Below are 23377 nucleotides of genomic sequence, written 5' to 3' on the forward strand. Positions count from 1 at the left end.
AGTGGCGATGCCCAACCGTCATGCTCCATGAGCATGTTGGCATCCCGGTGGGGCCGGTGCGGAGAGTGGCGTAAGCTGGCGACAGGGCGCCCGGGGCGGGCGCCATGTCGAACACTTCCGGTCGCTGTCGCGGCCCAAGGCACGAGGTGAAGGATGCTGCATGTTGCGAACAACGACGCCAGACAGGACTTTCTCAAGCAGCTCTCCGAGCGGTTGAACGCCCGACTCGAGGAGCGCAAGGCGGCGGAGGTGGGCGCCTTCGCTCGCTACTTCTACGCCTCCGTGCCCTTCGATGACCTCGAGGATCGCCGCCTGGACGACCTCTACGGGGCCACCCTGTCGGTCTGGCACTTCCTCCAGCAGTTCGATGCCGCCTCCCCCAAGGTGCGGGTCTTCAACCCCGACTACGAGGAGCACGGCTGGCAGTCGCCCCACACCTTCGTGGCGGTGCTGCATGAGGACATGCCCTTCCTGGTGGACTCGGTGCGCATCGAGCTCAACCGTCGCGGCATCACCGTGCATGCCATTCACAATGCCGTGCTGGCCACCGAGCGCGGCACAGACACTCGCCTGACTCGGGTCGCCTCGCCCCGCGATGCCGATGCGCCGAGCGGCCGGGAGTCGCTGATCGTCATCGAGATCGATCGCCACTCCGACCCGGCCGCGCTGGCCGAGCTCCAGGCCAGCCTGCATGAGGTGCTGGTGGACGTGCGTACCGCGGTCACCGACTTCGAGCCGATGCGCGAGCAGGTGAAGGCCGCCCTGGAGGAGCTGCGCGCCGCCTGTCCGGCCCAGATCGATCCGGAGGACCACCGCGAGGCGATCGCCTTCCTCGAGTGGCTGCTGCACGACAACTTCACCTTCCTCGGCTACGACGCCTACCAGGTCACTGCGAAGGGCGGCCAGCAGCAGCTGGTCAAGGCCAAGGGCAGCGAGCTGGGGGTCTTCCGGCTCGACCAGCCGCGCTATCGCGAGCGCATCCGCACCGAGCTCGGCGTCGAGAATGGCGAGTTCGTGCTGGTGCCGGAGCTGCTGTCGTTTGCCAAGAGCGCCCACCACGCCCGGGTGCATCGCCCGACCTACCCCGACTACATCTCCATCGACCGCTACGACGAGCAGGGCAACCTGATCGGCGAACACCGCTTCCTGGGCCTGTTCACCGCTACCGTCTACAACGAGTCACCGCGCAACGTGCCGATCCTGCGCCGCCGGCTCAAGGCGGTCATGGAGATCGCCGGCTTCAACCCCAAGGGGCACAACGGCAAGCAGCTGCTGCAGATCCTCGAGGTCTATCCCCGCGACGACCTCTTCCAGATCGACACCGACGAGCTGGCCGAGACCGCGCTTGGCATCCTCAGCATTCGCGAGCGGCGCCGGGTGCGGCTCTTCATTCGCGAGGACCGCCCCGGGCGCTTCTACTCCTGCCTGGCTTACATCCCGCGGGATGTCTTCTCCACCGAGCTGCGCGTGCGCATCCAGAACCTGCTCTGCGAGGAGCTCGATGCCACCTTCGGCGACTTCAACACCTACCTCTCGGAGTCGGTGCTGGCCCGCATCCAGTTCATCCTGCGCTTCCAGGGCGACCGGCCGGTGGAGTATGACGTCAGGCGCCTCGAGGCCAAGGTGGCCCAGCTGGCCCGCAACTGGCGCGACGACCTGCAGGCCGCCAGCATCGAGGGCTTCGGCGAGGAGCAGGCCAACCGTCTGATGGACCGCTTCCGCGATGCCTTCCCGGCCAGCTATCGCGACGACTTCAGCGCCCGCACCGCCGTCTACGACCTGCAGCATATCGGCGAGCTGGACGAGGGCGCGCCGCTGTCGCTGTCGCTCTACCGGCTGGTGGAGGAGGAGGGCAGCGGGGTCAATCTCAAGCTGTTCCATCGCGATAAGCCGATTCCGCTCTCCGACGTGCTGCCGATGATGGAGAACCTCGGCCTGCGGGTAATCGGCGAGCGCCCCTACGAGATCGAGGCCAGCGATGTCGTCTACTGGATCCACGACTTCGACCTGGAGCACCACACCAGCGTCGAGGTGAACCTCCAGGAGATGCGCGAGCCCTTCATCGAGGCGTTCCAGCGCATCTGGGCGGGGGAGGCGGACAACGACGGCTTCAACCGGCTGATCATCGGCGCCAACCTGACTTGGCGCGAGGTGGCCATGCTGCGCGCCTATGCGCGCTACATGAAGCAGATCCGCTTCGGCGTCTCCCAGGAGTACATGGCCAACACCCTCACCAGCCATCCGGAGATCACCCGCGAGTTGGTGACCCTCTTCGAGCTGCGCTTCGACCCCGAGGAGCGTCCCGCCGAGGGAGAGGAGGAGGCGTGCCTCGAACGCATCCAGCGCCTGCTTGACGACGTGGCGAGCCTCAACGATGACCAGCTGCTGCGCCGCTACGTGGAGCTGATCCAGGCCACCCTGCGCACCAACTACTACCAGACCCGCGCGGATGGGCAGCCCAAGGACTACATGGCCTTCAAGCTGGAGCCCGCCCGGGTGACCGGCATGCCCAAGCCCAGGCCGGCCTTCGAGATCTTCGTCTGCTCGCCGCGCCTCGAGGGCGTTCACCTGCGCGGCGGCAAGGTGGCCCGCGGCGGCCTGCGCTGGTCCGATCGCCACGAGGACTTCCGCACCGAGGTGCTCGGCCTGGTCAAGGCCCAGCAGGTCAAGAACTCGGTGATCGTGCCGGTGGGCGCCAAGGGCGGCTTCGTCTGCAAGCGCCTGCCCGAGGGCGATCGCGAGGCCTATCAGCGCGAGGGGATCGAGTGCTACAAGACCTTTATCCGCGCGCTGCTCGACGTGACCGACAACCTCAAGGGGGGCGAGGTGGTGCCGCCCAGGGCGGTGGTGCGCCACGACGAGGATGACCCCTACCTGGTGGTGGCGGCGGACAAGGGCACCGCCACCTTCTCCGATATCGCCAACAAGATCTCCGCCGAGTATGGCCACTGGCTGGGCGACGCCTTCGCCTCCGGTGGCGCCAACGGCTACGACCACAAGAAGATGGGTATCACCGCCAAGGGGGCCTGGGAGTCGGTCAAGCGCCACTTCCGCAACCTCGGCGTGAACACCCAGCAGGACGAGTTCACCGTGGTGGGCATCGGCGACATGGGCGGCGACGTCTTCGGCAACGGCATGCTGCTCTCCGACCGCATCCGCCTGGTGGGGGCCTTCAACCACCTGCACATCTTCGTTGATCCCGACCCCGACGCCGCGGCGACCTTCGCCGAACGCCAGCGCCTGTTCGAGATGCCGCGCTCCAGCTGGGAGGACTTCGATGCCTCGCTGATCTCCGAGGGGGGCGGCATCTTCAAGCGCAGCGCCAAGTCGATCCCGATCTCGCCTCAGATGAAGCGCCTCTTCGGCATCCGGGAGGAGCGGCTCTCGCCCAGCGAACTGATCCGCGCCATGCTCAAGTCCGAGGTCGACCTGATCTGGAACGGCGGCATCGGCACCTACGTCAAGGGCTGCGAGGAGAGCGACGCCCAGGTGGGCGACAAGGCCAACGACGCCCTGCGCATCGATGGTCGCGAGCTCAACTGCCGGGTGGTGGGCGAGGGCGGCAACCTCGGCTTCACCCAGCGTGGCCGCATGGAGGCCGCCGCCCGCGGCGTGCGCATCAACACCGACTTCATCGACAACGCCGGCGGGGTCAACTGCTCGGACCATGAGGTCAACATCAAGATCCTCATCGACGAGGTGGTCAAGCGCGGCGACATGACCGAGAAGCAGCGCAACCAGCTGCTCGCCGACATGACCGACGAGGTCTCCGAGCTGGTGCTGCGTGACAACTACCGCCAGACCCAGGCGCTGGACCTGGCCGAGACCATCTCCCGGGAGGGGATCGGCCCCTATCGCCGCTTCATCAGCGAGCTCGAGGCCCAGGGGCTGCTGGATCGCGAGCTGGAGTTCCTGCCCGCCGACGAGGTGCTCGAGGAGCGCGCCGCCAACCAGCAGGGCATGCTGCTGCCGGAGCTCTCGGTGCTGGTCTCCTACGCCAAGAGCGTGCTCAAGGGCGACCTGATCGCCTCCGAGGTGCCCGATGACCCGGTCATGGAGCGCCACGTGGAGCGGATCTTCCCCGCGGCCCTGGTGGAGCGCTACCGCGACGAGATGTACGAGCATCGCCTCAAGCGCGAGATCGTGGCGACCCAGGTGGCCAACGATCTGGTCGACCATATGGGCATCGTCTTCGTGCGTCGGCTGATCGACGCCACCGGGGCCAGTCGCGCCGAGATCGCCCGCGCCTATGTGATCGCCCGGGAGGTGTTCCAGCTCGGCAGCCTGTGGCAGCAGATCGAGGCCCTGGACAACCGGGTGCCGAGCGCCGTGCAGTACGGCATGATGATCGACCTGATGCGCCTGATCCGCCGCGCGACCCGCTGGTTCCTGCGTGCCCGGCTGGGCATGGAGACCCGCGAGACCATCGAGTACTTCGCCCCGCGCCTGGCTCAGCTCCAGGAGGGCATCGGCAAGCGGCTGCGCGGCGAGGAGCTCGCGGCCTGGGAGGCGCGGCGCGCCGAGCTCATCGAGGCCGGCGTGCCCGAGGCGCTGGCCGGCGCCTCGGCGGCGGCCGCCAGCCTCTATGCGGGGCTCGGCATCATCCAGGCGGCCCGCCAGGCCAGCGAGAAGCCCCAGCGGGTGTCCGAGGTGTTCTACGAGATCGGCGACCGCCTGGAGCTGCCGTGGCTGATCGGCCAGATCACCGACCTCAAGGTGCGCGACAGCTGGCAGGCCCAGGCCCGCGACACCTTCCGCGACGACGTCGACCGCCAGCAGCTGGCGCTCACCGTCAGCGTGCTGCGCATGGAGGGCGGCGCTCGGGAGGCCGGCGAGCGGGTCGATCAGTGGCTTGAGCTGCACGCCGGCATGCACAGCCGCTGGTGCAAGCTGCTCGAGCAGGTGGGCAGCGGTGGCCAGGGTGGCTTCCCGCTGTTTGCCGTGGCCGTGCGCGAGCTGGTGGACCTGGCGGAGAGCAGCCAGGAGAGCTGAGCGCGCCCTGCCTCCGGCATCGACGCACCCTGCCGCCTGGCGGTGTGCGTCGTCATGGGGCGGGGGCGCTGCTATACTCCTGCGCCGACACGTCTAGCCCCTCGCCGCCTGGAGACGCCATGTATTCCCTCGCCCGCTCGATCCTCTTTCGCCTCGATGCCGAGACCGCCCACGGGGTGGCCCTCCGGGGGCTCGACCTGGCCGGGCGCCTGGGCCTGGCGGGCCGCCTCGGCGGCGAGCGCGTCGAGGACCCGGTGGAGCTGATGGGGCTGCGCTTTCCCAACCGGGTGGGCCTGGCGGCCGGCCTCGACAAGAACGCCGACCACCTCGACGCCCTGGGGGCGCTGGGCTTCGGCTTCGTCGAGGTCGGCACCGTGACCCCGAAGCCCCAGGCAGGCAACCCGCGGCCGCGGCTCTTCCGGCTGCCCGAGGCCGGCGCCATCATCAACCGCATGGGCTTCAACAACGCCGGGGTCGACCACCTGGTCGCGAAGGTCAGGGCGAGCCGCTATGACGGCGTGATCGGCATCAACATCGGCAAGAACCTCACCACGCCGGTGGAGCAGGCGGTGGACGACTACCTCGCCTGCCTGCGCAAGGTGCATGCCCATGCCCACTACATCACCGTGAACATCTCCTCGCCCAACACCCCGGGGCTGCGCAACCTGCAGTTCGGCGAGCAGCTCGATGGCCTGCTCTCGGCGCTGCGCGAGGAGGGCAGCCTGCTCGACCGCGACGGCGGCCGTCGGGTGCCGCTGGCGGTGAAGATCGCGCCGGACATGGAGGCCGAGGAGGTCGGCCTGGTGGCGCGCTGCCTGACCGGCAACGCCATCGACGCGGTGATCGCCACCAACACCACGATCTCCCGCGAGGCGGTGGCGGGACTGCCCCACGCCGAGGAGGCCGGGGGGCTTTCCGGCCGCCCGGTGTTCGAGGCCTCCAATGCGGTGATCCGCGAACTGCGCCGGCAGCTGCCCGAGATGCCGATCATCGGCGTGGGGGGCATCGACAGCGGCGAGGCGGCCCTTGCCAAGCGCGAGGCCGGCGCCGACCTGGTGCAGCTCTACTCGGGCTTCATCTATCGCGGCCCAGCCCTGGTGGGCGAGTGCGCCCGGGCCCTGAAGGCCCAGGCCGGCGCGCGATGAGTTGGTGAGGCACGCAAAAAGCCCGTGGTGAGTGCCACGGGCTCCATCGAGTTGGGATCTCCAGTCTATCGAGATCGGTGGGTGTGAACCCGAAAGCGGGTAGGGGTCACATCACCATGGGGTTCTTGTGGATGCCGGAGACTCCCGTCATACCGGACCATTGATCCCCACGACCTTCACGCCAACCGCTCATCCAGTATTCGCGAAGATTGATGTCCTGGCTCGGACAGTCATCGCGAGAGCGACCTGAAATACCTGCCTTGTAGCCATGAATGTAGGCACGCTGGAAGCGATCACGTTTCTGTCGTTTCATTGGACTACCTCTTGAAAAGGTATCTAACCGGCAGGCTCCAACCGTCGGCTCGAGCCTTACCCTAACGTGCCACGGGCCGGTTCATGAAGAGCGAGCCCGTTGACAGCAAACGCATGCGTGTTTCAGTAGCTACTGGGGTATTGATAGCCCACTTCGATCGGGCTTGTCGACCCCCGATTTGTAACAACCCGTTCACCTGTCTGACACGGTGGACCCCGAGAATCTGCCAAGCGGTATCGACGCGATGACACCACCACCACACGACGCCACGCTGGATCTCCTGGCCACCTGCCCCCAGGGGCTCGAACTGCTGCTGGCCGAAGAGCTCGCCGCCCTGGGCGCCGAGCCCGGCAAGACCACGGTCGGCGGGGTGAACCTGCGCGCCGACCTCGCCGGCGCCTACCGCGCCTGCCTGTGGTCGCGGCTGGCCAACCGGGTAGTGCTCTGCCTGGCCAGGGAGGAGAGCATCGAGACCCCGGAACAGCTGCGTGCCGCCGTGGCGGCCATCGACTGGTCACGCCATCTGGCGCCCGGCGCGACGCTGGCGGTGGATTTCCATGGGCGCAGTGAGGCCATTCGTCACACCCGCTTCGGCGCCCAGACGGTCAAGGACGGGGTGGTCGACCGGCTGCAGGCCGCGGGGCTGGCGCGCCCCGATGTCGACCTGAAGTCCCCCGACCTGCGCCTCTATGCCCACCTGCACCGCGGGCGGCTGATCATCGGCGTGGACCTCTCCGGCGACAGCCTGCACCGCCGCGGCTATCGCCGCGACGTGGGCCATGCCCCGCTCAAGGAGAACCTGGCCGCGGCACTGCTGGTGCGCGCCGGCTGGCCGGCCCTGGCCCGGGAGGGGGCCGCGCTGGTGGACCCGCTGTGTGGCGCCGGGACCCTGCTGATCGAGGCGGCGATGATGGCCGCCGATATGGCCCCGAACCTCGCTCGTGCGCGCTTTGGCTTCCATGGCTGGGCCGGTCACGATGAGGCCCTGTGGCGCGAACTGAAGCGCGAGGCCGAGGCCCGGGCCAGCATCGGCCGCAAGCGCTGCCGCTCGCACTTCCATGGCTTCGACCAGAGCCCGGCGGCACTCGCCGCGGCCAGGGCCAACGCCATGCGGGCCGGCATCCCGGCGCTGATCACCCTGACCGGGGCGGGGCTGGCCCAGCTCTCGCGTCCCGAGGGCCTGGGCGTCGAACCGCCTGGCCTGGTGATCACCAATCCGCCCTACGGCGAGCGGCTCGGCGAGCTGCCGGAGCTGGTCGGCCTCTACGCGCAGCTGGGCGAGCGGGTGCGCGCGGCCTTTCCCGGCTGGCGGCTGGCGGTCTTCACCGCCAACCCCGACCTCGGCCACCGCATCGGCCTGCGAGCCCACAAGCAGTATGCCCTGCGCAACGGGCCGCTCGAGGCCAAGCTGCTGCTCATGGAGGTTACCGAGGCCGATGGCCCAGCGTCAGGGGAGGGCACCGCCCCGCGCCGCTCCGAGGGCGCGCAGATGTTCGCCAACCGGCTGGAGAAGAACCGCAAGCGCCTGAAGAAGTGGCTCAAGCAGAGCGGCGAGCCGTGCTATCGGCTCTATGATGCCGACATGCCGGAGTACGCCCTGGCCGTTGATCTCTACGGCGATCGGGTCCATGTGCAGGAGTATGCCGCACCCCACTCCGTCGATGCCGCCCAGGCCCAGAAGCGCCTGTTCGAGGCGCTGGCGGTGATCCCCGAGGTGCTCGAGGTCGACCCGACGCGGGTGGTGGTCAAGCGCCGCGAACGCCAGAGCGGCCGCGCCCAGTACCAGAAGCAGGCGGCCAGCGGCGAGCGCTTCGAGGTGCGCGAGGGCCGCGCCCGGCTGTGGGTCAATCTGCGCGACTACCTCGACACCGGCCTGTTCCTGGACCACCGTCCGGTGCGCCGGATGCTGGGTGAGATGGCGCCGGGCAAGCGCTTCCTCAACCTCTTCTGCTACACGGCCACCGCCACCGTGCAGGCGGCGCTGGGGCCGCGTGGCGCCGAGGGGTGCGCCGGTGCCAGCGACAGCGTCAGCGTGGATCTCTCCAACACCTATCTGGAGTGGGCGCGGGACAACTTCGCCCTCAACGGCCTCGACCCGAGCCGCCACCGGGTGGTACGCGACGACTGCCTGCGCTGGCTCGAGACGGCGGGGGCCGAGTTCGACCTGATCTTCATGGACCCGCCCACCTTCTCCAACTCCAAGAAGATGGAGGGGACCCTCGACGTGCAGCGCGACCACGGGCGCCTGGTGCGCCTGGCCATGGCCCGCCTGGCGCCGGGTGGCACCCTGGTGTTCTCCAACAACCAGCGCCGCTTCACGCTGGACGCCGACCTGGCCGAGCACTACGCGGTGGACGACATCTCGGCGAAGACCTTCGACCCGGATTTCAAACGCAATCCCGACCTGCACCACGTCTTCCTGATTCGTCACCGGGAGGCGCGCGCATGATCCGGCTGACCCTTTACACCACCCTGGGCTGCCATCTGTGCAGCCAGCTCGAGGCGCTGCTGGGCCACCTCAGCCGCGAGCCGGTGGCCCTGGATCGGGTCGAGATCAGCGAGGATGATGCCCTGGTCGAGCGCTACGGGGTGCGCATCCCGGTGCTGGCGGATGCCGAGGGGAAGGAGCTGGACCGCGGCTTCGAGGCGCCACGGCTGGCGGCCTGGCTGGCCGAGCGGGACTGGCTGGATGACGACGCCTGGGAGGTCCTGCACCGCCAGCTGGCGGGCGAGGAGCCGACCCGCGAGGTACGCGGGGCCGAGATGCGCAACGGTCGGCGCTACCTGGGATAGCGTCCTACAGGGCGTCCAGCAGCGACAGCTGGCTGACCGCCTCGCGTCCCTCGGGGCTTTCGTCCTCGACCTCCAGCACCTTGCGAAAGCCCCGGGAGGCCTGGATGGTGGCCTCGTCGGCCAGCCACATCAGCGCCTGGTCATGATCGTCGGCCAGCTGGTGCTTGAGGCCCCCGAACTGGGTGCCGATCTGCCCCCAGGCGCGACTGAAGATCCAGTCGCCAAACATGTCCTGGTGGATATGCACCAGCACATAGTCGTGGTCGGTTTCCCAGCGGATGATCACGGCGACTCCCATTGAGCAGCTTCGAGGACGGCCAGAGGCGGCGTGTATTGTAAGGGCTGCTGTGCGGGGGGCAAGCGGCCTTTCCATGGGCCGAAGTAATCTTTACACTCCCGGTCGTACGATGACAGGCATAATGGCAGGAATAACGATAGGTGGCCCCGCTCCGGCTCGAGATCGGATGAAGGAGGACCAGCTGCGCAGGGAGAGCGAGAATGCATCCTGTCTCCGGATTGACCGCACGCACGGCGGTCCTGAGTGCCGTGATGGTAGGGGTGACGCTGGCGTCCATCGTCCTGGCGCTGAACACCTTTGCCAAGTATCGAGAGGCGGTCGGCTACCTGGCCGACCGCCAGGCTCAGGTGCTGGTGACCACCAGCCGGCTGCTGCAGCAGAGCGAGGGCATGGTGGCCAGCACCGCCATGCTGCTGCTGGCCGATGATCACCTGGCTCGCCGGCAGGCGATGTTCGAGATCGCCGATCGCAAGGAGTGGATCGGCCGTCTGGTGGAGGACCTGGCCGAGTTTCGCAAGGCTCCCGAGCAGTTCGATGCCATCTATGACGCCCGGGACCGCCTGGTGGCGAACCTTGAGACCCTCGACGCCCTGGTGGAGGAGCGCATCGACCTGCGCCTTCAGCTCGAGCGCCAGGCGCTGCCGGATGTGCCTACCCTGGCCCAGCTCGCGCGGGTCGAGTCTGGCATCGCCGAGGTGATACGTGCCGCTCGAACCCTCACCACCGAGCTCAGCGTGGCGGTGGGCTTCCATCTGGCGGCCGCCCGCGAGGAGGCACAGCAGCGGGTCCGGTCGCTGGCCGACGAGACCCAGCGCAGCGCCTGGCTGCTCAAGGCCTCGGGGCTGGCGGCGCTGCTGGCGGTGCTGGCCACCGTTCTCTTCATCCAGCGCTCGGTGGTGGGGCGGCTGAGTCGCCTGGAGCTGGCGCTGCGCTGCGAGCGACCGCGGCCAGAGGAGATCGACGTCCAGGGCCGCGATGAGATCGCCAGGGTGGCCAGGACCGTCCATCGCTACGTCGATCGCATCAACCTCAACGAGCAGCGGATCCTGACGATCAACCGCGAGCTCGATTTCCTGGCCAGCCACGATGCGCTGACCCGTCTGCATAATCGCCGCTACTTCGAGCAGGCCCTCGCCGAGGGGGCCGAGTCGCTGCTGGCAGGCGACTATTGCGCGGCCATGATCGACATCGACCACTTCAAGCAGGTGAATGACCTACATGGCCATGCGGTGGGGGACCGGGTGATCGTCCAGGTGGCCGGTCTGATACGGGACGGGCTGCCCGATGGCGCCCTGCTGGCTCGCTACGGTGGCGAGGAGTTCGCGGCCCTGCTGCCTGGCGTCGACATGGAATCGGCCCGCGAGTGCCTGGAGCGGATTCGTCAACGGGTGGCCGATACCCCCACGGCGGTCGAGGGAGGCGATGTGGCCGTCACCGTCAGCATCGGCCTGGCCCCGCGCCTGCCCATGGGCGGCTTCGAGCACTCCCTGAAGGCGGCCGACGAGTCGCTTTACCTGGCCAAGCGGCGCGGGCGCAATCGCCTGGTGCTCCGCCCGCAGCGTGCCACCGACCCCGGTGTGGAGACGCCATGAGACCCTTCTGGAAGCTCTGCTGTGCCGTGCTGCTGCTGGCCTGCTCCGGGGCCGGCTTCGCCGTCGACCTCGTGCGTGTCGAGCTCCAGCTCAGGCCGCCCCACCTCGATCCCACGCGTACCGCTTCCGCGACCGCCGCCGAGGCAATGCATCTCAATGTCTTCCAGGGGCTCACGCGCATCGATCGGGAGGGGCAGGTGCGGCCTGCGCTGGCGACCCGCTGGGTCGTCGACGACCATGGACACTCGCTGACGCTCGATCTGCGCCCGGACGTGCACTTTCACGATGGCCGCCCCTTCACGGCGGAAGTGGCCGCCTACAGCCTGGATCGGCTGCTCGATCCCGAAGCGGGTAACCCGCAGCGCCATCTCTTCGAGGCCATCGCGTCCAGCGAGGTCATCACCCCTCATCGTCTGCGGCTGCAGCTCGCGCGTCCGGATGCGCTGCTGCCCTTTCGGCTGGGACTCTCGGCGGCGGTGATGGTGCATCCCGACAGCGCGGCCACCAATGCCGAAGATCCCGTGGGTACCGGCCCGTATCGGGTCGACGGCTGGCGCCGGGGGGAGCTCCACCTGAGTGCCTTCCCCGGCTACTGGGGAAAGCCGCCGGCCATCTCGAAGGCGGTCTTCACCTTCACGCCGAACCGGCTGGAGATGGAGAGCGCCCTGGCCGAGGGGCTGATCGACCTCTTCCCCGACGGCAGCCCCCTGGTGTCTCACCTGCAGCTCTCCCAGCGCAGCGATTACGTCATTCAGGACGGCCTGAGCGAGGGTGAGGTGATCTTGGCCCTCAACCACGATCGTGAGCCCCTCGGCGACCTTCGCGTGCGCCGGGCGCTGAGCTATGCGGTGGACCGGAAGGCCCTGCTGTCGATCTACCCCAGTGCCAATCCGCCGGTGATCGGCAGCCACTTCTCCCCGCTGCATCCCGCCTATCTGGACCTGTCCGATCGCTACTCCCACTCTCCAGAAGTCGCCCGCGCCCTGCTGGCCGAGGCAGGTCATGCCGAGGGGCTCGAGCTGACCCTCAGCCTGCCGCCCACCATCTACGCCGAGCGCGGCAGCCTGCACATCGCCAATGACCTGGAAGCGGTAGGCATCCGGGTGCGTCTCGAGCGGCTGGGCTGGAGGGAGTGGCTCCAGCGAGTGTTCACCGAGCGCGACTATGAGCTGACGCTGGTGGCCCACGTGGAGCCCTTCGACCTCGATATCTATGCCCGGGACGACTACTACTTCAACTACCAGAGCCCCGAATTTCGGGCGCTGTGGGAGCGCATCCAGCGAACCCCGGACGAGGCGCAGCGCAACAGGCTGCTGAGCCAGGCGCAGCGCCACCTGGCCGAGGAGGCGGTCAACGTCTTCCTGTTCATGAAGCCGCAACAGGCGATCCACAAGGCCAACCTGGGCGGGGTCTGGGAGAATGCGCCCATTCCCGCCGTCCCCCTCGAGGAGCTCTACTGGAAGTGACCCTGCGAATCCTTGTCGATGCCGATGTCCCCGCCGCCGAGGCCTGCTTCGGGCCCCTGGGCGAGTTGGTGCGCCTTCCCGGCCGCGAGATCTCGGCCGCCGACCTGCGCGATGTCGATGCCCTGGTGGTGCGCTCCATCACCCAGGTCGATGCGGCACTGCTCGCCGAGGCCCGCCGGCTGCGCTTCGTCGGCACCTGCACCATCGGCACCGACCATGTCGATCTCCCCCTGCTGGCGGCTCGCGGCATCGCCTTCGCCAGCGCCCCGGGCTGCAACGCCGAGGCGGTGGTGGACTACGTGCTCGGCAGCCTCGCGACCCTGGCCGAGCGCCAGGGCTGGCGGCTTGCCGAGCGGCGGGTAGGGGTGGTGGGCGCCGGCAACGTGGGGGGGCGGCTGCTGGGGCGCCTCGCCGCCATGGGCATCGACTGCCTGGCCTGTGACCCGCCCCGGGCCGAGGCAGGCGGCGTGGAGAAGGAGAGGGCCGACTTCGTCGACCTCGAGACGCTGCTCGATGAGTGCGACGTACTCTGCCTGCACACCCCCCTGGTGCGCGATGGGCCTCATGCCACCCACCACCTGCTGGGGGCCGAGGCGATTGCCGAACTCGCGCCCGGCACCGTGCTGCTGAATGCCGGTCGCGGCGACTGCGTGGACGGTGCGGCACTGCGTCAGCGGTTGGCCGGAGAGGGCGATATCAGCGCGGTGCTCGACGTCTGGGAACACGAGCCCGCCATCGACGGCGCCTTGCGCGACCTCGCCGAGATCGCCACGCCACATATCGCTGGCCACAGCCTGGACGGCAAGCGGCGCGGCACCCATCAGATCTACCGGGCACTGTGCCGCGAGCTGGGCCTGCCTGCCAGAGTCTCCCTTGCCGACCTGCTGCCCCCGCCACCGCTGCGCCGCCTGGAACTCGGCCCGGGCCTCGCCGCCGAGGAGGCGCTGCGGCTCTGCCTGCGTGCCGTCCATGACGTGCGCCGAGATCACGACAGCCTGCTGCGCGAGGCGCGCCGCCAGGGCATGGCCAAGGGCTTCGACGCCTGCCGCGCCCACTACCCCCTGCGCCGCGAGTTCGCCACCCTGGAGGTCGCCTTGGACGAGCCCAACGCCGCGCTGGCCGCGCTGTTGGCGGGGGCAGGCTTCCGGCTGCTGCAGGGCGATAACGGCAAGGAATAATAGCTCACCAGGGCGAGCGCAGGGCCTTCGCATCCTAACTGCCCTTTGCAACCACAACGTCCCCGGCATACGCTGAGATGCGGCAAGCTAGCCGCGACGGCGCCAGTGTCATCAACAAGGCGCATTGCACCGCATGGATGGCAGGTGTCGTGTCAGCATGCAGTGGGCGGTAGCGTGCCTGAATGGCCGAGCGAGCAGGCACGCCAATCCTTATTATGTAGCCAAATTATTCTTAATTTCCAGGGGAATCAGTCGCTTGGTGGAACAATTACGTGCGCATTTATTGACTTGAACGAGCACGCGCGTTCAAGTCAATAAACGAGTGCGCTGTCTAATACCTGTTGGGCTTCCTCCCTCAATCACATTAGGAATTTCAGAACATGAGTAATGCATATGTTGTCGGCCACATCACAGTAAAAAATCAAGAAATGTGGGCTGAATATCGAAGCAAGGTTCCAGAAACATTGGCCCAATGGGGAGGTGAGCTTGTCTTTCGTGGCAAACAAGTAGCAGCCTTTTCCGGCGAGAACCCCCACCCTGACATTGTCGTTATCCGTTTCCCGAGTGTCGCAGCAGTAAACGGTTGGTTTTCGTCGTCCGCCTATCAATCACTTATTCCGCTTCGACAGCAAGCGGCTGAAATGGTCTTGCTGTCCTATGAAGCATAGCTCTCTGCCTTGTCGGCACTCCTGCTGGCGTATGGCCGAGGCCCAACCCATCATTCCACCGGACCTTGCGCATAAAGCCGCGCAAGGCCGGTGAATTCAAACATTAAGTTTACATCGGGATCGGTCATGGATGAAAAAATACGAGCATCCTGGGAACGAACTCTTCATCCAGAAACCCTCAAAACCAACATCATCACAGCATCAATATTCTCGATGGCTTTCGAAATGCTGAAGAGCAGCATTGTAGAAAAGATCGAAGGTTTCTTTACGAACGGGTTTGATCAGAATGGACCGATTATCAGCCCAGAATACAAAGAAAAGGTCCTTTCCCTGAATAGAAGTCCCGTCTATGCGTCATTGAGGTGGCTGCAGGACATGGATGCCATCAATGATGAGGACATGGGGAAGTTTGAACAAGTCAAAAAGTGCCGCAACACGCTGACACACGAAATGCTTTCTTTCGCGTCTAGTGGGGTAGATTTCGACGTTGCGGAAGCATTCGACGAAATGGTGGCGCTGTTACGAAAGATCGAAATGTGGTGGTTCGAGCATTTTGAAATGGCAATAGATCCGGAATCCTATCCAGACGATTTGGATCTGGATCAGGTGATTCCTGGGCCAGTCTGGAGTCTCCAAATGCTTATAGATGTTTCGTTGGGCCCAAAGGAAGAGGCTGAGAAGTATTATGACCTGTTTGTGGCAGCCGCAGACAAAACTTAACCAGTGGGTGAAGCCGACCGGTACTACGCTGCGCTCCGTCCCGGCGGCTTACCCAAGGCGTTAAGTTGAAAGGGAGTATTCGGAGTTATGGTCACACTTTACAGCTCCTCAGGTCAGGCCGTGGCCTATGTGGACCACGATGGCCAATCGATATATTTGTATGACGGCAGACCGGTTGCCTGGTTGTCAGATGAGTCCGTGTTCGCATACAGCGGTCGCTATTTGGGGTGGGTCGATAATGGTTGGTTTTACGACCGAAATGGCCGACCAGCATTTTTCACTGAGGACTCTACTGGTGGTCCCGCTCGTCCAGCACGGTCTGCTCGACCAGCCAGAGGTGCGCGTGGCGCAAGACCTGCAAGAGGAGCGAGAGAGGCGCGGCCAGCAAAGCCAGCGCGTTCACTGTCGTGGTCCGAGCTATCCGGTAATGCATTCTTTGAGCAATGAACAACTTAACCAGGCCATCCACCGGATGCCAAAACCTCCGCTTTGCTCCGGTTTCGCCACCGGTGATGGCGGGCGTTAGCTGCTCAAGTCATAAACATTTCCTCTGGATCAAAAATAAAAGATGGATACCCAATCAATTCTCACGTTGCCCCAAAAACACCGGCGAACCTTCGTTGTGCTGTTGATCGCTTTGTTTACGATTGCGCTACTGCTCGATTGGAAGCTCGGCACATTGCCCTTCATCGAAACGCTACTTGGATATATTAGAGCTATAGCGGCAGCAATTCTCACGTCACTGTTCTTAAGTACCTGCGCTTAAGTTTTCGCGCGCTGCGCGGCAATGAAATCATGCAGTTACGAAAAATTCATGCGTTTTTTCTTCTGAGCAGGCACTTATTGTGGGTAGTGAGCTCTTTCATTCCTCGGCAAAAAACTGCCGAAGGTATGGTTGAGCTTGAAGCCGGAAAAATAACTAAGGAATTCGACAAGCTATTGAGCACGGCCACGAGGTGGCGTTATAAGGGAAACTTTGGCCGGTATATGAGGGGTAAGGTTCTCCCGACTTTGGCAGATCGACAAAATTGCCATATAAGTGCTTGCGTGATCGATCCTAACAATAAGGCATTGTGCGAAAAACACGCGTCGTACCGAAGCCAAATAAACTCAATCGATAAGGGAAAACAGTATGATGCAGACACCGTCGCCCTTCAGATTCTAGTAACAGTTGTTATTTGTTCTTGGTATTCAAACAATCGACGGGTAAACATAGATTTATATCTGAGTGCTTCATTTGATCCTGTTAGGATAGATTCAAATGACGAGGCAATGATCATAACAGTGGAAGACCGACGACAACCTGCGCTCAAAATCAACCGAGATCATTTCATCTATGAACACTTTGAGACATCAATGGAGTTTGCGCGAGATCAGGGGACAAAAGTAAACCTTGATGGTATGCGGCGTGGAATTGAATTCGCCCAGATTGAGGAAAGTGATGTATCTGATGCTCTTGACAGGGCCGGAATGACGGAACTATGTAAAAAAATTACACCGGCGGTTGTTCTTCAGGCGTGTCGGGAGTCGAAGAATCCATATGAAAATTGAAATTTCAGAAATGCTCAGTTTTCTTCGAGAAAACTTTGGTTCTCTCTCGGCCAATTTGGTTCCGCTTTGGCATCCGCTAGGGTTCGTCTCCTGTGTTATCGACGAGGTTTCTTCAAGCCATATTGCACGCGTGCATTATTGGCCTGAAGGTGAGCGAAGAGTTAAAAACCCTGATTGGCCCATTCATACCCATACTTACAGATTGGAGAGCCTCGTACTGGCGGGAGCGGTGAGGGACTTACAGTATCGTGTTCAGCCGGGGACGGAGTGGTGTGAATACTCCGTCAGTTATTATAGTGGTGGTTCAGAGATAGTTAGAACACCTAATGAGGTCGATACCTTTGCAGAAGTGGATGAGTTACGTCGGTCCGGGAGTCGTTATGAGGTTCCTCGTGGTGTATATCACCAAACATTGGTGCCACACGAGCAGTCTGCGGTTACCCTCGTACTGTTGACTGATCATAGCTCCGACGCACCAAAAGTATTGGGCTCGAAGCTTGCTGAGCGATATCCATACGATCGAATATCGTTTGATCGCGAACGATTTTGGGGCGCTATCAAAGAGGCTTTGGGAAATCAGCTAACAAATGCAGGCAAGGGACGCTCCTGACGTCGCGCCCCTGCTGCAAGCGTTAGGCAGGCTACGAATTAATAAAGAGGAACTAATGGAACCTGAAGAAAAAATTGCAAAGCTCGAGGAATTCAAAAATCTCGTTAATAATTTTTTCTCTGACTATGACCCTGCCATAAGAAGCGAAATTAATAGAAATAAGGCATGGGTTCGAAGAGAAGTTCTTGAGGCTGGCTGCTTTAAGACATTTACAGTTTCGCCACCTCCGGCTGTTGGTGGATTAGTGATGAGAAACGTTGATCCTTTTGAGTGCATATTTAACCCACCCTATAACATGTCGGTAAGCTCCATTGTTTTCGATATCATTGATGAAACCATAGGAGTGATTATGGCTGGTGGCAGGCAAGTAGTGACGACAAATCCATCAGTTTCCGCAGAGCCAGACTATGAAGAAGGTTAAGTACCTGCGCTTAAGTTTTCGCGCGCTGCGCGGCAATGAAATCATGCAGTTACGAAAAATTCATGCGTTTTTTCTTCTGAGCAGGCACTTATGCGTTTGTTGCTATGGCTATCGATCCAAATGACCCACACTTGGAGGACGTTCTCGATTCCATAAAGGAAGCTGCTAATAAGTGTGGAATTCATGCAGAAAGGGTGGATGAGGTTCAGAGCAATAACAGAATCACTGATCGAATTTTGGAATCTATCGATAAAGCTCAGTTCGTAATTGTTGACCTGACCCATTCGCGCCCAAATGTATTCTATGAAGCTGGCTATGCTCAAGGACTAGGGAAAATTCCAATTTATATAGCTCGGGATGGAACTCGGTTAGAGTTTGACCTAAAAGATTACCCTGTTATTTTCTTCAAAAATATGAGAGAGCTGAAAACGGGTTTGGAAGAACGCTTAAGATCACTGGCAGAAAATGCCTAACAAACACAATCACACGGATAAAGTTTACGCCGCGCTCCAATTTTACCGGTGTTGTGGGGGTTATGTGACAAGGAGGCCTCAGGGTGTTTGAAAAGTTATTTGACGTCTTCTCGAGGCGCGAGCCGCCTCCTGCGAATACTGATATAAAACCGCTGACCGAAGAGTTTCGAAATCGCGTTTTGATGCTGCTGCGCGACACTCTGCAATACGGTTTTCGGGACTTCTTGGGCCGGTTGCATCAGAAAGCGGCGTATCTCTATGGCAAGTTTGGGCTGTCCGGAACATCCGCCTACTCCTCGCCGGAAGACGATTTGCTGAATTTCTTCGCGACCTGCAGCGATGAGCACTTTCTTGATTTACTCGAGTTAATTTTCCGTTCCGACCTCCCTGGTATCACATGGCCAGATAATTCACTCATCCCAGGCATCAACGAGTTTTTCCGTATTGATGACCTTCCTTACCATCTGACTGGCTACTCAATGGAGGAATTTGAATCATCGTTCCACGGTACTCCGACAACAGCGATCCGAATTAAGGAATACCCGCAGATCATTCGGAAAGATAGCGAAGTTGTGCATCGAAAAGCGATGGAGCCCGCTCTGAAGTTGCTGAATGCCGCGGAATTCAGACATGCGAACGACGAATTTTTGAAGGCATTGGAAGACCATAGAAAGGGAGACTATCGAGATTGCCTCACTAAATGCGGGAGCTCGTTCGAGAGCGTGATGAAGGTTCTTTGTGGCAAGAACGCCGTGCCATACAATGAAAAAGATACCGCCTCTGCACTGCTCAAGGCTTTGCTTAGAAATGGCCAGCTTGAACAGTATTGGGAGCAGCCGTTGATCTTGATCGCGACTCTAAGAAATCGCCTTAGTTCATCACATGGTGCCGGCGCTCAGCCCAAAGTCATACCGGAGCACGTGGCTACATACGCAGTTAATTCCACTGCTTCTGCGATATTGCTCCTGTGCTCTGAGTTTGGTTGAAAAGTGTCACATAACAAATCGCTGCAGGTGACGTTTGACCCGCCGACCATTTTTTGCTAAAGCAAAAACGGCCGTCGCCTCAAACGCACCTGAGCTTAGGCGTTATGCCGCATTAGGAACCTCATAGTGAAAATAATACTCCTTGGCAATGCCGGGGCGGGCAAGAGCACGCTCTCCAGGAGATGGATGGCGGAGCAGCCAGCCGCGCGGCTGTCTCTCGATGAAGTGGCGTTCCACGCTGGCAGCGAGAGGCGCCCGCTCGAGGAGAGTCTCGCCGATGTCAGGCGCTTCATTGCCGACAATGAGAGCTGGATCATCGAGGGGTGTTACGCCGACATCATCGAGCCGGTACTCGGCGAGTGCGATCAGCTCATCTTCTTGAACCCTGGCGTTGAGGTGTGTATCGCTCACTGTCGCGCGCGCCCCTGGGAGCCAGAGAAGTTCAGCTCCAAGCAGGATCAGGATGAACACCTGGAGACTCTCATCGAGTGGGTGGCTTCCTATGCTACCCGCTCGGACGAGTACGGCCTTCGCCGGCACCGGGCACTTTTCGACGCTTTCCCAGGGAACAAGCGTGAGCTCACGCATACCAGCGAGTATGCGTCGGTATCACCAGCGCGGCCGTGCCAGCGTCCCTGAGCCTGGGGCACCAACGGCAGAGGGCCCGCCAATGGCGGGCCCTCTGCGTTGTGGCTTTCAGTATGCTGGCTTACTGCCGGTAGGCCGCTTGCTTGAGCGCGCAGATGCGGCCGATACAGAGAGCAGCGGCGGGTGGCCCGCCGCTGATCGTCTTACTGGCGGTAGGCCGCTTCCTTGAGCGCGCGGATGCGGTCATCCAGGGGCGGGTGGCTGGCGAACAGGCGCTCCATCAGCGACTTGGTCTGGCCCTTGGTGATGGCCATGGCGCGCAGGGTGTCCGGCATCTGGTCGGGCATCTCGGTCTCCGCCTTGAGGCGGGCGAGGGCATTGATCATGGCGCCGGAGCCGGCGAGCTTGGCGCCAGCGGCGTCGGCGCGGTACTCGCGGAAGCGCGAGAACCAGGCGACGATGGCCGAGGCGATGATGCCGAAGACGATCTCGGCGACGATCACCACCGCGAAGTAGCCCATGAAGCCGAGCCCCGCGCCGTCGCTGCGGCTCTTGAGGAACTGGTCCACCAGGTGGGCGACCACCCGGGCGAAGAACATCACGAAGGTGTTCACCACCCCCTGGATCAGCGCCAGGGTCACCATGTCACCGTTGGCCACGTGGCCGATCTCGTGGGCCAGCACCGCGCGCACCTCCTCGGGGCGCATGCGGTTGAGCAGGCCCGCGGAGACCGCCACCAGGGCGTCATTGCGGTTCCAGCCGGTGGCGAAGGCGTTGGACTGCTGGGCGGGGAAGATGCCCACCTCGGGCGTCTTGATGCCGGCCTCGCGGGAGAGCTCTTCCACGGTGTCGAGCAGCCACTTCTCGGTGGCGTTGCTTGGCGTCTCGATGATCACGGTGCCGGTGCTGCGCTTGGCCATCCACTTGGAGATGAACAGCGAGATCATCGAGCCTGCCATGCCGACGATGAAGCAGAAGATCAGCAGGCTGTTGAAGTTGATGCCCTGGGCGCTGAGGTAGGGCTCCACGCCCAGCAGCCGCAGGGTGATGCTGGCGACGATGATGACGCCCAGGTTGGTGCCCAGAAAGAGCAGGATTCTCATCATGGTGCAGGGTCTCCAATGGTTATCGAGGGAAAGGGGGTCCGAAGTGAGGTGCCGTGCCGGGGCGCGGCGTTCAGAAGCTTTGGCTTAGATACGGCCGGGGCCCGCGGGTTTCAAGCGCCGCGGGCGCCGGGCCTGCGCCACTACTGGCGATAGCGCGACAGGAAGCGCTCGAAGCGCTCCAGGGCGTCGCCGAGCTGGTCGGCCCAGGGCAGGGTGACGATGCGCACGTGGTCCGGCTCCGGCCAGTTGAAGGCGGTGCCCTGGACCAGCAGGATCTTCTCCTGCAGCAGCAGGTCGAGCACCAGCTGCTGGTCGTCGCGGATGTTGTAGACCTTGGGGTCGAGCCGCGGGAAGGCGTAGAGCGCTCCCTTGGGCTTGACGCAGCTCACGCCGGGGATGGCGTTGAGCCTCTCATGGGTGATATCGCGCTGGGCCAGCAGGCGCCCGCCGGGCAGGATCAGGTCGTTGATCGACTGGTAGCCGCCCAGCGCCGTCTGGATGGCGTGCTGGGCCGGCACGTTGGCACACAGGCGCATGGAGGCGAGCATGGTCAGCCCCTGGATGAAGTCGGCGGCGCGCTGCTTGGCGAGGTTGCCGGAGAGGATCATCCAGCCGGAGCGGAAGCCGGCGCAGCGGTAGCTCTTGGAGAGCCCGTTCATGGTCACCACCAGTTGGTCCTCGCCGGCCAGGGCGCCGGTGGAGACGTGCTCGACGCCGTCGTAGAGGATCTTGTCGTAGATCTCGTCGGAGAAGACCACCAGGTCGTGCTGACGGGCGATCTCCAGCAGCTCGCGCACCACCTCGGGCGGATAGACGGCGCCGGTGGGGTTGTTGGGGTTGATGATCACGATGGCCCGGGTGTGGCTGGTCACCTTGCTGCGGATATCGTCGAGATCCGGCGCCCAGTCGGCCTGCTCGTCGCACAGGTAGTGCACGGCGCGTCCCCCGGAGAGGTTGGCGGCGGCGGTCCACAGCGGGTAGTCCGGCGCGGGGATCAGCACCTCGTCGCCGTCGTTGAGCAGCGCCTGCATGGCCATCACGATCAGCTCGGAGACGCCGTTGCCGATGTAGATGTCCTCGATGCCGACGCCGGGGATCTCCTTGCGCTGGCACTCCTGCATGATCGCCTTGCGCGCCGAGTAGAGTCCCTTGGAGTCGCAGTAGCCCTGGGCGGTGGGCAGGTTGCGCATCACATCCTGGAGGATCTCCTCCGGCGCCTCGAAGCCGAACGGGGCGGGGTTGCCGATGTTGAGCTTGAGGATGCGCTGGCCTTCCTCTTCCAGCCGCTTGGCGTGGTCGAGCACCGGGCCGCGGATGTCATAGCAGACGTTGTGCAGCTTGTGCGATTTCCGGATCGGGGTGGTGTCCATGTCGTTCGGTGTCCAGTGTCCAGTGTCCAGGGCGGCGGGCGAAGGGGGATTATGCGGTGTGGTCGGGGCCGGCGTCATCCTCGGCACAGGCCGGTTCTTCCACGGGCTCGGGGGGAATATCCGCCGGGGTCTCCAGTGTCAGGCGGCCGAGCTTGCCGTCGCGCAGCTCGTGGAGCAGTACCTCGGCGCCGCGGTGCAGGTCCACCTCGCCGCCGGGGCGCAGGCCGCCGCGGCGGCTGGCGATCTCGGCCAGGATGGCGTGGCCATCGAAGCCGGCCAGCGCCAGCAGGTCCACGCGCGCCGGGCCGTCGGCCTCGACCCGCTCGGCCTCGGGGTTGGCCGTGTAGGCCGGCAGCGCCTTGAGCCTGTAGCGCGCGGTGAGCGCCTCGGGGTAGCGGCGGGCCAGCTCGGCGGCGGTGACCACCGCCACGTCGACGTAGTCGATGGCGGTATCGCGGATGGCGCCGCTGGCGGCCAGCCGATAGGCGCTGGCCTGGTCCTCGATCTTGGGCCACAGCACCCCGGGGGTGTCGATGATGGCGACGCGCCCGCCGATGCGCACCTTCTGCTGGCGCTTGGTCACTGCGGGCTCGTTGCCGGTCTTGGCGATGCTCCTGCCGGCCAGGCCGTTGATCAGGGTCGACTTGCCGACGTTGGGAATGCCCATCACCATCACCCGCACGTCGCGATCGGCGCGCACCTGGCCCGCCAGCTCGTGGCAGAGCTTGGGGATGCGCTTGAGCTCCCGGGCGTTGGTGGTGGTGACGGCGAGCGCGCGCATGTCGGGCTGGGCGTCGAAGAACGCCACCCACTCCTTGGTGCGCGCCGGGTCGGCCAGGTCGGCCCGCGACAGCAGCTTCAGCACCGGCTTGTGACGGGTCAGCTGGGCGAGCATGGGGTTGGCGCTGGAGTAGGGCAGGCGGGCGTCGAGGACCTCGATCACCACGTCGATCTCCGGCAGCGCTTCGGTGATCTGGCGCCTTGCCTTATGCATGTGTCCCGGGTACCAGCCGAGCATGGGGGCCTCACTTGGGTCAGCCAAAAGAACGGCCGCCCATCTTACCAGATGGGCGGCCGCGGCAGGATGAGGGGGTCGGCGACTCGCCG

At 63.6% G+C, this 23377-nt stretch carries 20 protein-coding genes; 14 read left to right on the forward strand and 6 right to left on the reverse strand.

The window, feature by feature from the left end:
• Nucleotides 1–153 precede the first annotated feature (153 nt).
• Together D1793_RS02490 and D1793_RS02495 are read left to right on the forward strand one after the other, a co-directional pair.
• The gene (locus D1793_RS02490) at nucleotides 154–4992 is read left to right on the forward strand and encodes an NAD-glutamate dehydrogenase (protein ID WP_119020734.1); all 4839 of its coding nucleotides are present in this window, start codon (nucleotides 154–156) and stop codon (nucleotides 4990–4992) included.
• Between the two features lie 119 nt (nucleotides 4993–5111).
• Nucleotides 5112–6137, forward strand: coding sequence for a quinone-dependent dihydroorotate dehydrogenase (locus tag D1793_RS02495; RefSeq protein ID WP_119020735.1), 1026 nt, complete (start codon nucleotides 5112–5114; stop codon nucleotides 6135–6137).
• A gap of 106 nt (nucleotides 6138–6243) precedes the next feature.
• Here the strand turns inward: D1793_RS02495 and rmf are convergent, their stop codons facing one another.
• Nucleotides 6244–6450 (reverse strand): ribosome modulation factor, encoded by a 207-nt coding sequence (gene rmf / locus D1793_RS02500; protein ID WP_110068206.1) that lies wholly within the window; start codon nucleotides 6448–6450, stop codon nucleotides 6244–6246.
• A 244-nt stretch (nucleotides 6451–6694) separates the two neighbouring features.
• Here rmf and rlmKL point away from each other — a divergent pair, with 244 nt between their 5' ends.
• The gene (gene rlmKL / locus D1793_RS02505) at nucleotides 6695–8899 is read left to right on the forward strand and encodes a bifunctional 23S rRNA (guanine(2069)-N(7))-methyltransferase RlmK/23S rRNA (guanine(2445)-N(2))-methyltransferase RlmL (RefSeq protein ID WP_119020736.1); all 2205 of its coding nucleotides are present in this window, start codon (nucleotides 6695–6697) and stop codon (nucleotides 8897–8899) included.
• Nucleotides 8896–9243, forward strand: coding sequence for a glutaredoxin family protein (locus tag D1793_RS02510; RefSeq protein ID WP_119020737.1), 348 nt, complete (start codon nucleotides 8896–8898; stop codon nucleotides 9241–9243). Before rlmKL ends, D1793_RS02510 begins: the two co-directional genes overlap by 4 nt.
• 4 nt (nucleotides 9244–9247) lie before the next feature.
• On the opposite strand, the gene D1793_RS02515 is transcribed toward D1793_RS02510, so the two are convergent.
• A complete protein-coding gene (locus tag D1793_RS02515) occupies nucleotides 9248–9529 on the reverse strand; it encodes a hypothetical protein (protein ID WP_119023544.1) in 282 nt (93 codons plus the stop codon).
• 212 nt (nucleotides 9530–9741) lie between these two features.
• On the opposite strand from D1793_RS02515, the gene D1793_RS02520 reads away from it, so the two are divergent.
• The 10 genes from D1793_RS02520 (at nucleotide 9742) to D1793_RS19350 (ending at nucleotide 19206) form a co-directional block, all read left to right on the forward strand.
• Nucleotides 9742–11133, forward strand: a complete 1392-nt coding sequence (locus D1793_RS02520) for a GGDEF domain-containing protein (protein WP_119020738.1) — start codon at nucleotides 9742–9744, stop codon at nucleotides 11131–11133.
• A complete protein-coding gene (locus D1793_RS02525; RefSeq protein ID WP_119020739.1) occupies nucleotides 11130–12599 on the forward strand; it encodes an ABC transporter substrate-binding protein in 1470 nt (489 codons plus the stop codon). Before D1793_RS02520 ends, D1793_RS02525 begins: the two co-directional genes overlap by 4 nt.
• A gap of 2 nt (nucleotides 12600–12601) precedes the next feature.
• Entirely contained in the window at nucleotides 12602–13777 is a 1176-nt protein-coding gene (pdxB, locus tag D1793_RS02530; RefSeq protein ID WP_119023545.1) for a 4-phosphoerythronate dehydrogenase PdxB, read from the forward strand.
• 380 nt (nucleotides 13778–14157) lie between these two features.
• Nucleotides 14158–14445 carry a DUF1330 domain-containing protein gene (locus D1793_RS02535; RefSeq protein WP_119020740.1) on the forward strand — a complete coding sequence of 96 codons (288 nt, stop codon included), beginning with the start codon at nucleotides 14158–14160 and terminating at the stop codon, nucleotides 14443–14445.
• Between the two features lie 126 nt (nucleotides 14446–14571).
• Entirely contained in the window at nucleotides 14572–15165 is a 594-nt protein-coding gene (locus D1793_RS02540) for a hypothetical protein (RefSeq protein ID WP_162899890.1), read from the forward strand.
• 843 nt (nucleotides 15166–16008) lie between these two features.
• Nucleotides 16009–16716, forward strand: a complete 708-nt coding sequence (locus D1793_RS19335; protein ID WP_162899891.1) for a hypothetical protein — start codon at nucleotides 16009–16011, stop codon at nucleotides 16714–16716.
• Complete coding sequence (locus tag D1793_RS19340; RefSeq protein ID WP_162899892.1) at nucleotides 16706–17326, forward strand: hypothetical protein; 621 nt, start codon at nucleotides 16706–16708, stop codon at nucleotides 17324–17326. Before D1793_RS19335 ends, D1793_RS19340 begins: the two co-directional genes overlap by 11 nt.
• 55 nt (nucleotides 17327–17381) lie before the next feature.
• Entirely contained in the window at nucleotides 17382–17747 is a 366-nt protein-coding gene (locus D1793_RS19345; protein ID WP_162899893.1) for a hypothetical protein, read from the forward strand.
• A gap of 131 nt (nucleotides 17748–17878) precedes the next feature.
• The gene (locus tag D1793_RS02545) at nucleotides 17879–18220 is read left to right on the forward strand and encodes a hypothetical protein (protein ID WP_205527616.1); all 342 of its coding nucleotides are present in this window, start codon (nucleotides 17879–17881) and stop codon (nucleotides 18218–18220) included.
• Nucleotides 18221–18303: 83 nt separating this feature from the next.
• On the forward strand, nucleotides 18304–19206 hold the full coding sequence (locus D1793_RS19350; protein ID WP_162899894.1) for an abortive infection family protein: 903 nt from the start codon (nucleotides 18304–18306) through the stop codon (nucleotides 19204–19206).
• Nucleotides 19207–19308: 102 nt separating this feature from the next.
• On the opposite strand, the gene D1793_RS19355 is transcribed toward D1793_RS19350, so the two are convergent.
• From D1793_RS19355 to ylqF, 4 genes are all read right to left on the reverse strand, one after another.
• Nucleotides 19309–19677 carry a hypothetical protein gene (locus tag D1793_RS19355; RefSeq protein ID WP_162899895.1) on the reverse strand — a complete coding sequence of 123 codons (369 nt, stop codon included), beginning with the start codon at nucleotides 19675–19677 and terminating at the stop codon, nucleotides 19309–19311.
• Nucleotides 19678–19997: 320 nt separating this feature from the next.
• The gene (gene htpX, locus D1793_RS02555; RefSeq protein WP_119020743.1) at nucleotides 19998–20900 is read right to left on the reverse strand and encodes a protease HtpX; all 903 of its coding nucleotides are present in this window, start codon (nucleotides 20898–20900) and stop codon (nucleotides 19998–20000) included.
• Nucleotides 20901–21040: 140 nt separating this feature from the next.
• On the reverse strand, nucleotides 21041–22270 hold the full coding sequence (locus tag D1793_RS02560) for a pyridoxal phosphate-dependent aminotransferase (RefSeq protein WP_119020744.1): 1230 nt from the start codon (nucleotides 22268–22270) through the stop codon (nucleotides 21041–21043).
• 49 nt (nucleotides 22271–22319) lie between these two features.
• Nucleotides 22320–23288, reverse strand: a complete 969-nt coding sequence (gene ylqF, locus D1793_RS02565) for a ribosome biogenesis GTPase YlqF (RefSeq protein ID WP_119020745.1) — start codon at nucleotides 23286–23288, stop codon at nucleotides 22320–22322.
• Nucleotides 23289–23377: the final 89 nt, after the last annotated feature.

It is taken from the genome of Halomonas sp. JS92-SW72 (assembly GCF_003547075.1).
Classification (GTDB): Bacteria; Pseudomonadota; Gammaproteobacteria; order Pseudomonadales; family Halomonadaceae; genus Halomonas; species Halomonas alkalicola.

Coding starts and splice junctions, on each gene's coding strand:
- D1793_RS02490 (WP_119020734.1), top strand. CDS start 154: ATGCTGCATGTTGCGAACAACGACGCCAGACAGGACTTTCTCAAGCAG.
- D1793_RS02495 (WP_119020735.1), top strand. CDS start 5,112: ATGTATTCCCTCGCCCGCTCGATCCTCTTTCGCCTCGATGCCGAGACC.
- rmf (WP_110068206.1), bottom strand. CDS start 6,450: ATGAAACGACAGAAACGTGATCGCTTCCAGCGTGCCTACATTCATGGC.
- rlmKL (WP_119020736.1), top strand. CDS start 6,695: ATGACACCACCACCACACGACGCCACGCTGGATCTCCTGGCCACCTGC.
- D1793_RS02510 (WP_119020737.1), top strand. CDS start 8,896: ATGATCCGGCTGACCCTTTACACCACCCTGGGCTGCCATCTGTGCAGC.
- D1793_RS02520 (WP_119020738.1), top strand. CDS start 9,742: ATGCATCCTGTCTCCGGATTGACCGCACGCACGGCGGTCCTGAGTGCC.
- D1793_RS02525 (WP_119020739.1), top strand. CDS start 11,130: ATGAGACCCTTCTGGAAGCTCTGCTGTGCCGTGCTGCTGCTGGCCTGC.
- D1793_RS02535 (WP_119020740.1), top strand. CDS start 14,158: ATGAGTAATGCATATGTTGTCGGCCACATCACAGTAAAAAATCAAGAA.
- D1793_RS02540 (WP_162899890.1), top strand. CDS start 14,572: ATGGATGAAAAAATACGAGCATCCTGGGAACGAACTCTTCATCCAGAA.
- D1793_RS19340 (WP_162899892.1), top strand. CDS start 16,706: ATGAAAATTGAAATTTCAGAAATGCTCAGTTTTCTTCGAGAAAACTTT.
- D1793_RS19345 (WP_162899893.1), top strand. CDS start 17,382: ATGGAACCTGAAGAAAAAATTGCAAAGCTCGAGGAATTCAAAAATCTC.
- htpX (WP_119020743.1), bottom strand. CDS start 20,900: ATGATGAGAATCCTGCTCTTTCTGGGCACCAACCTGGGCGTCATCATC.
- D1793_RS02560 (WP_119020744.1), bottom strand. CDS start 22,270: ATGGACACCACCCCGATCCGGAAATCGCACAAGCTGCACAACGTCTGC.
- ylqF (WP_119020745.1), bottom strand. CDS start 23,288: ATGCTCGGCTGGTACCCGGGACACATGCATAAGGCAAGGCGCCAGATC.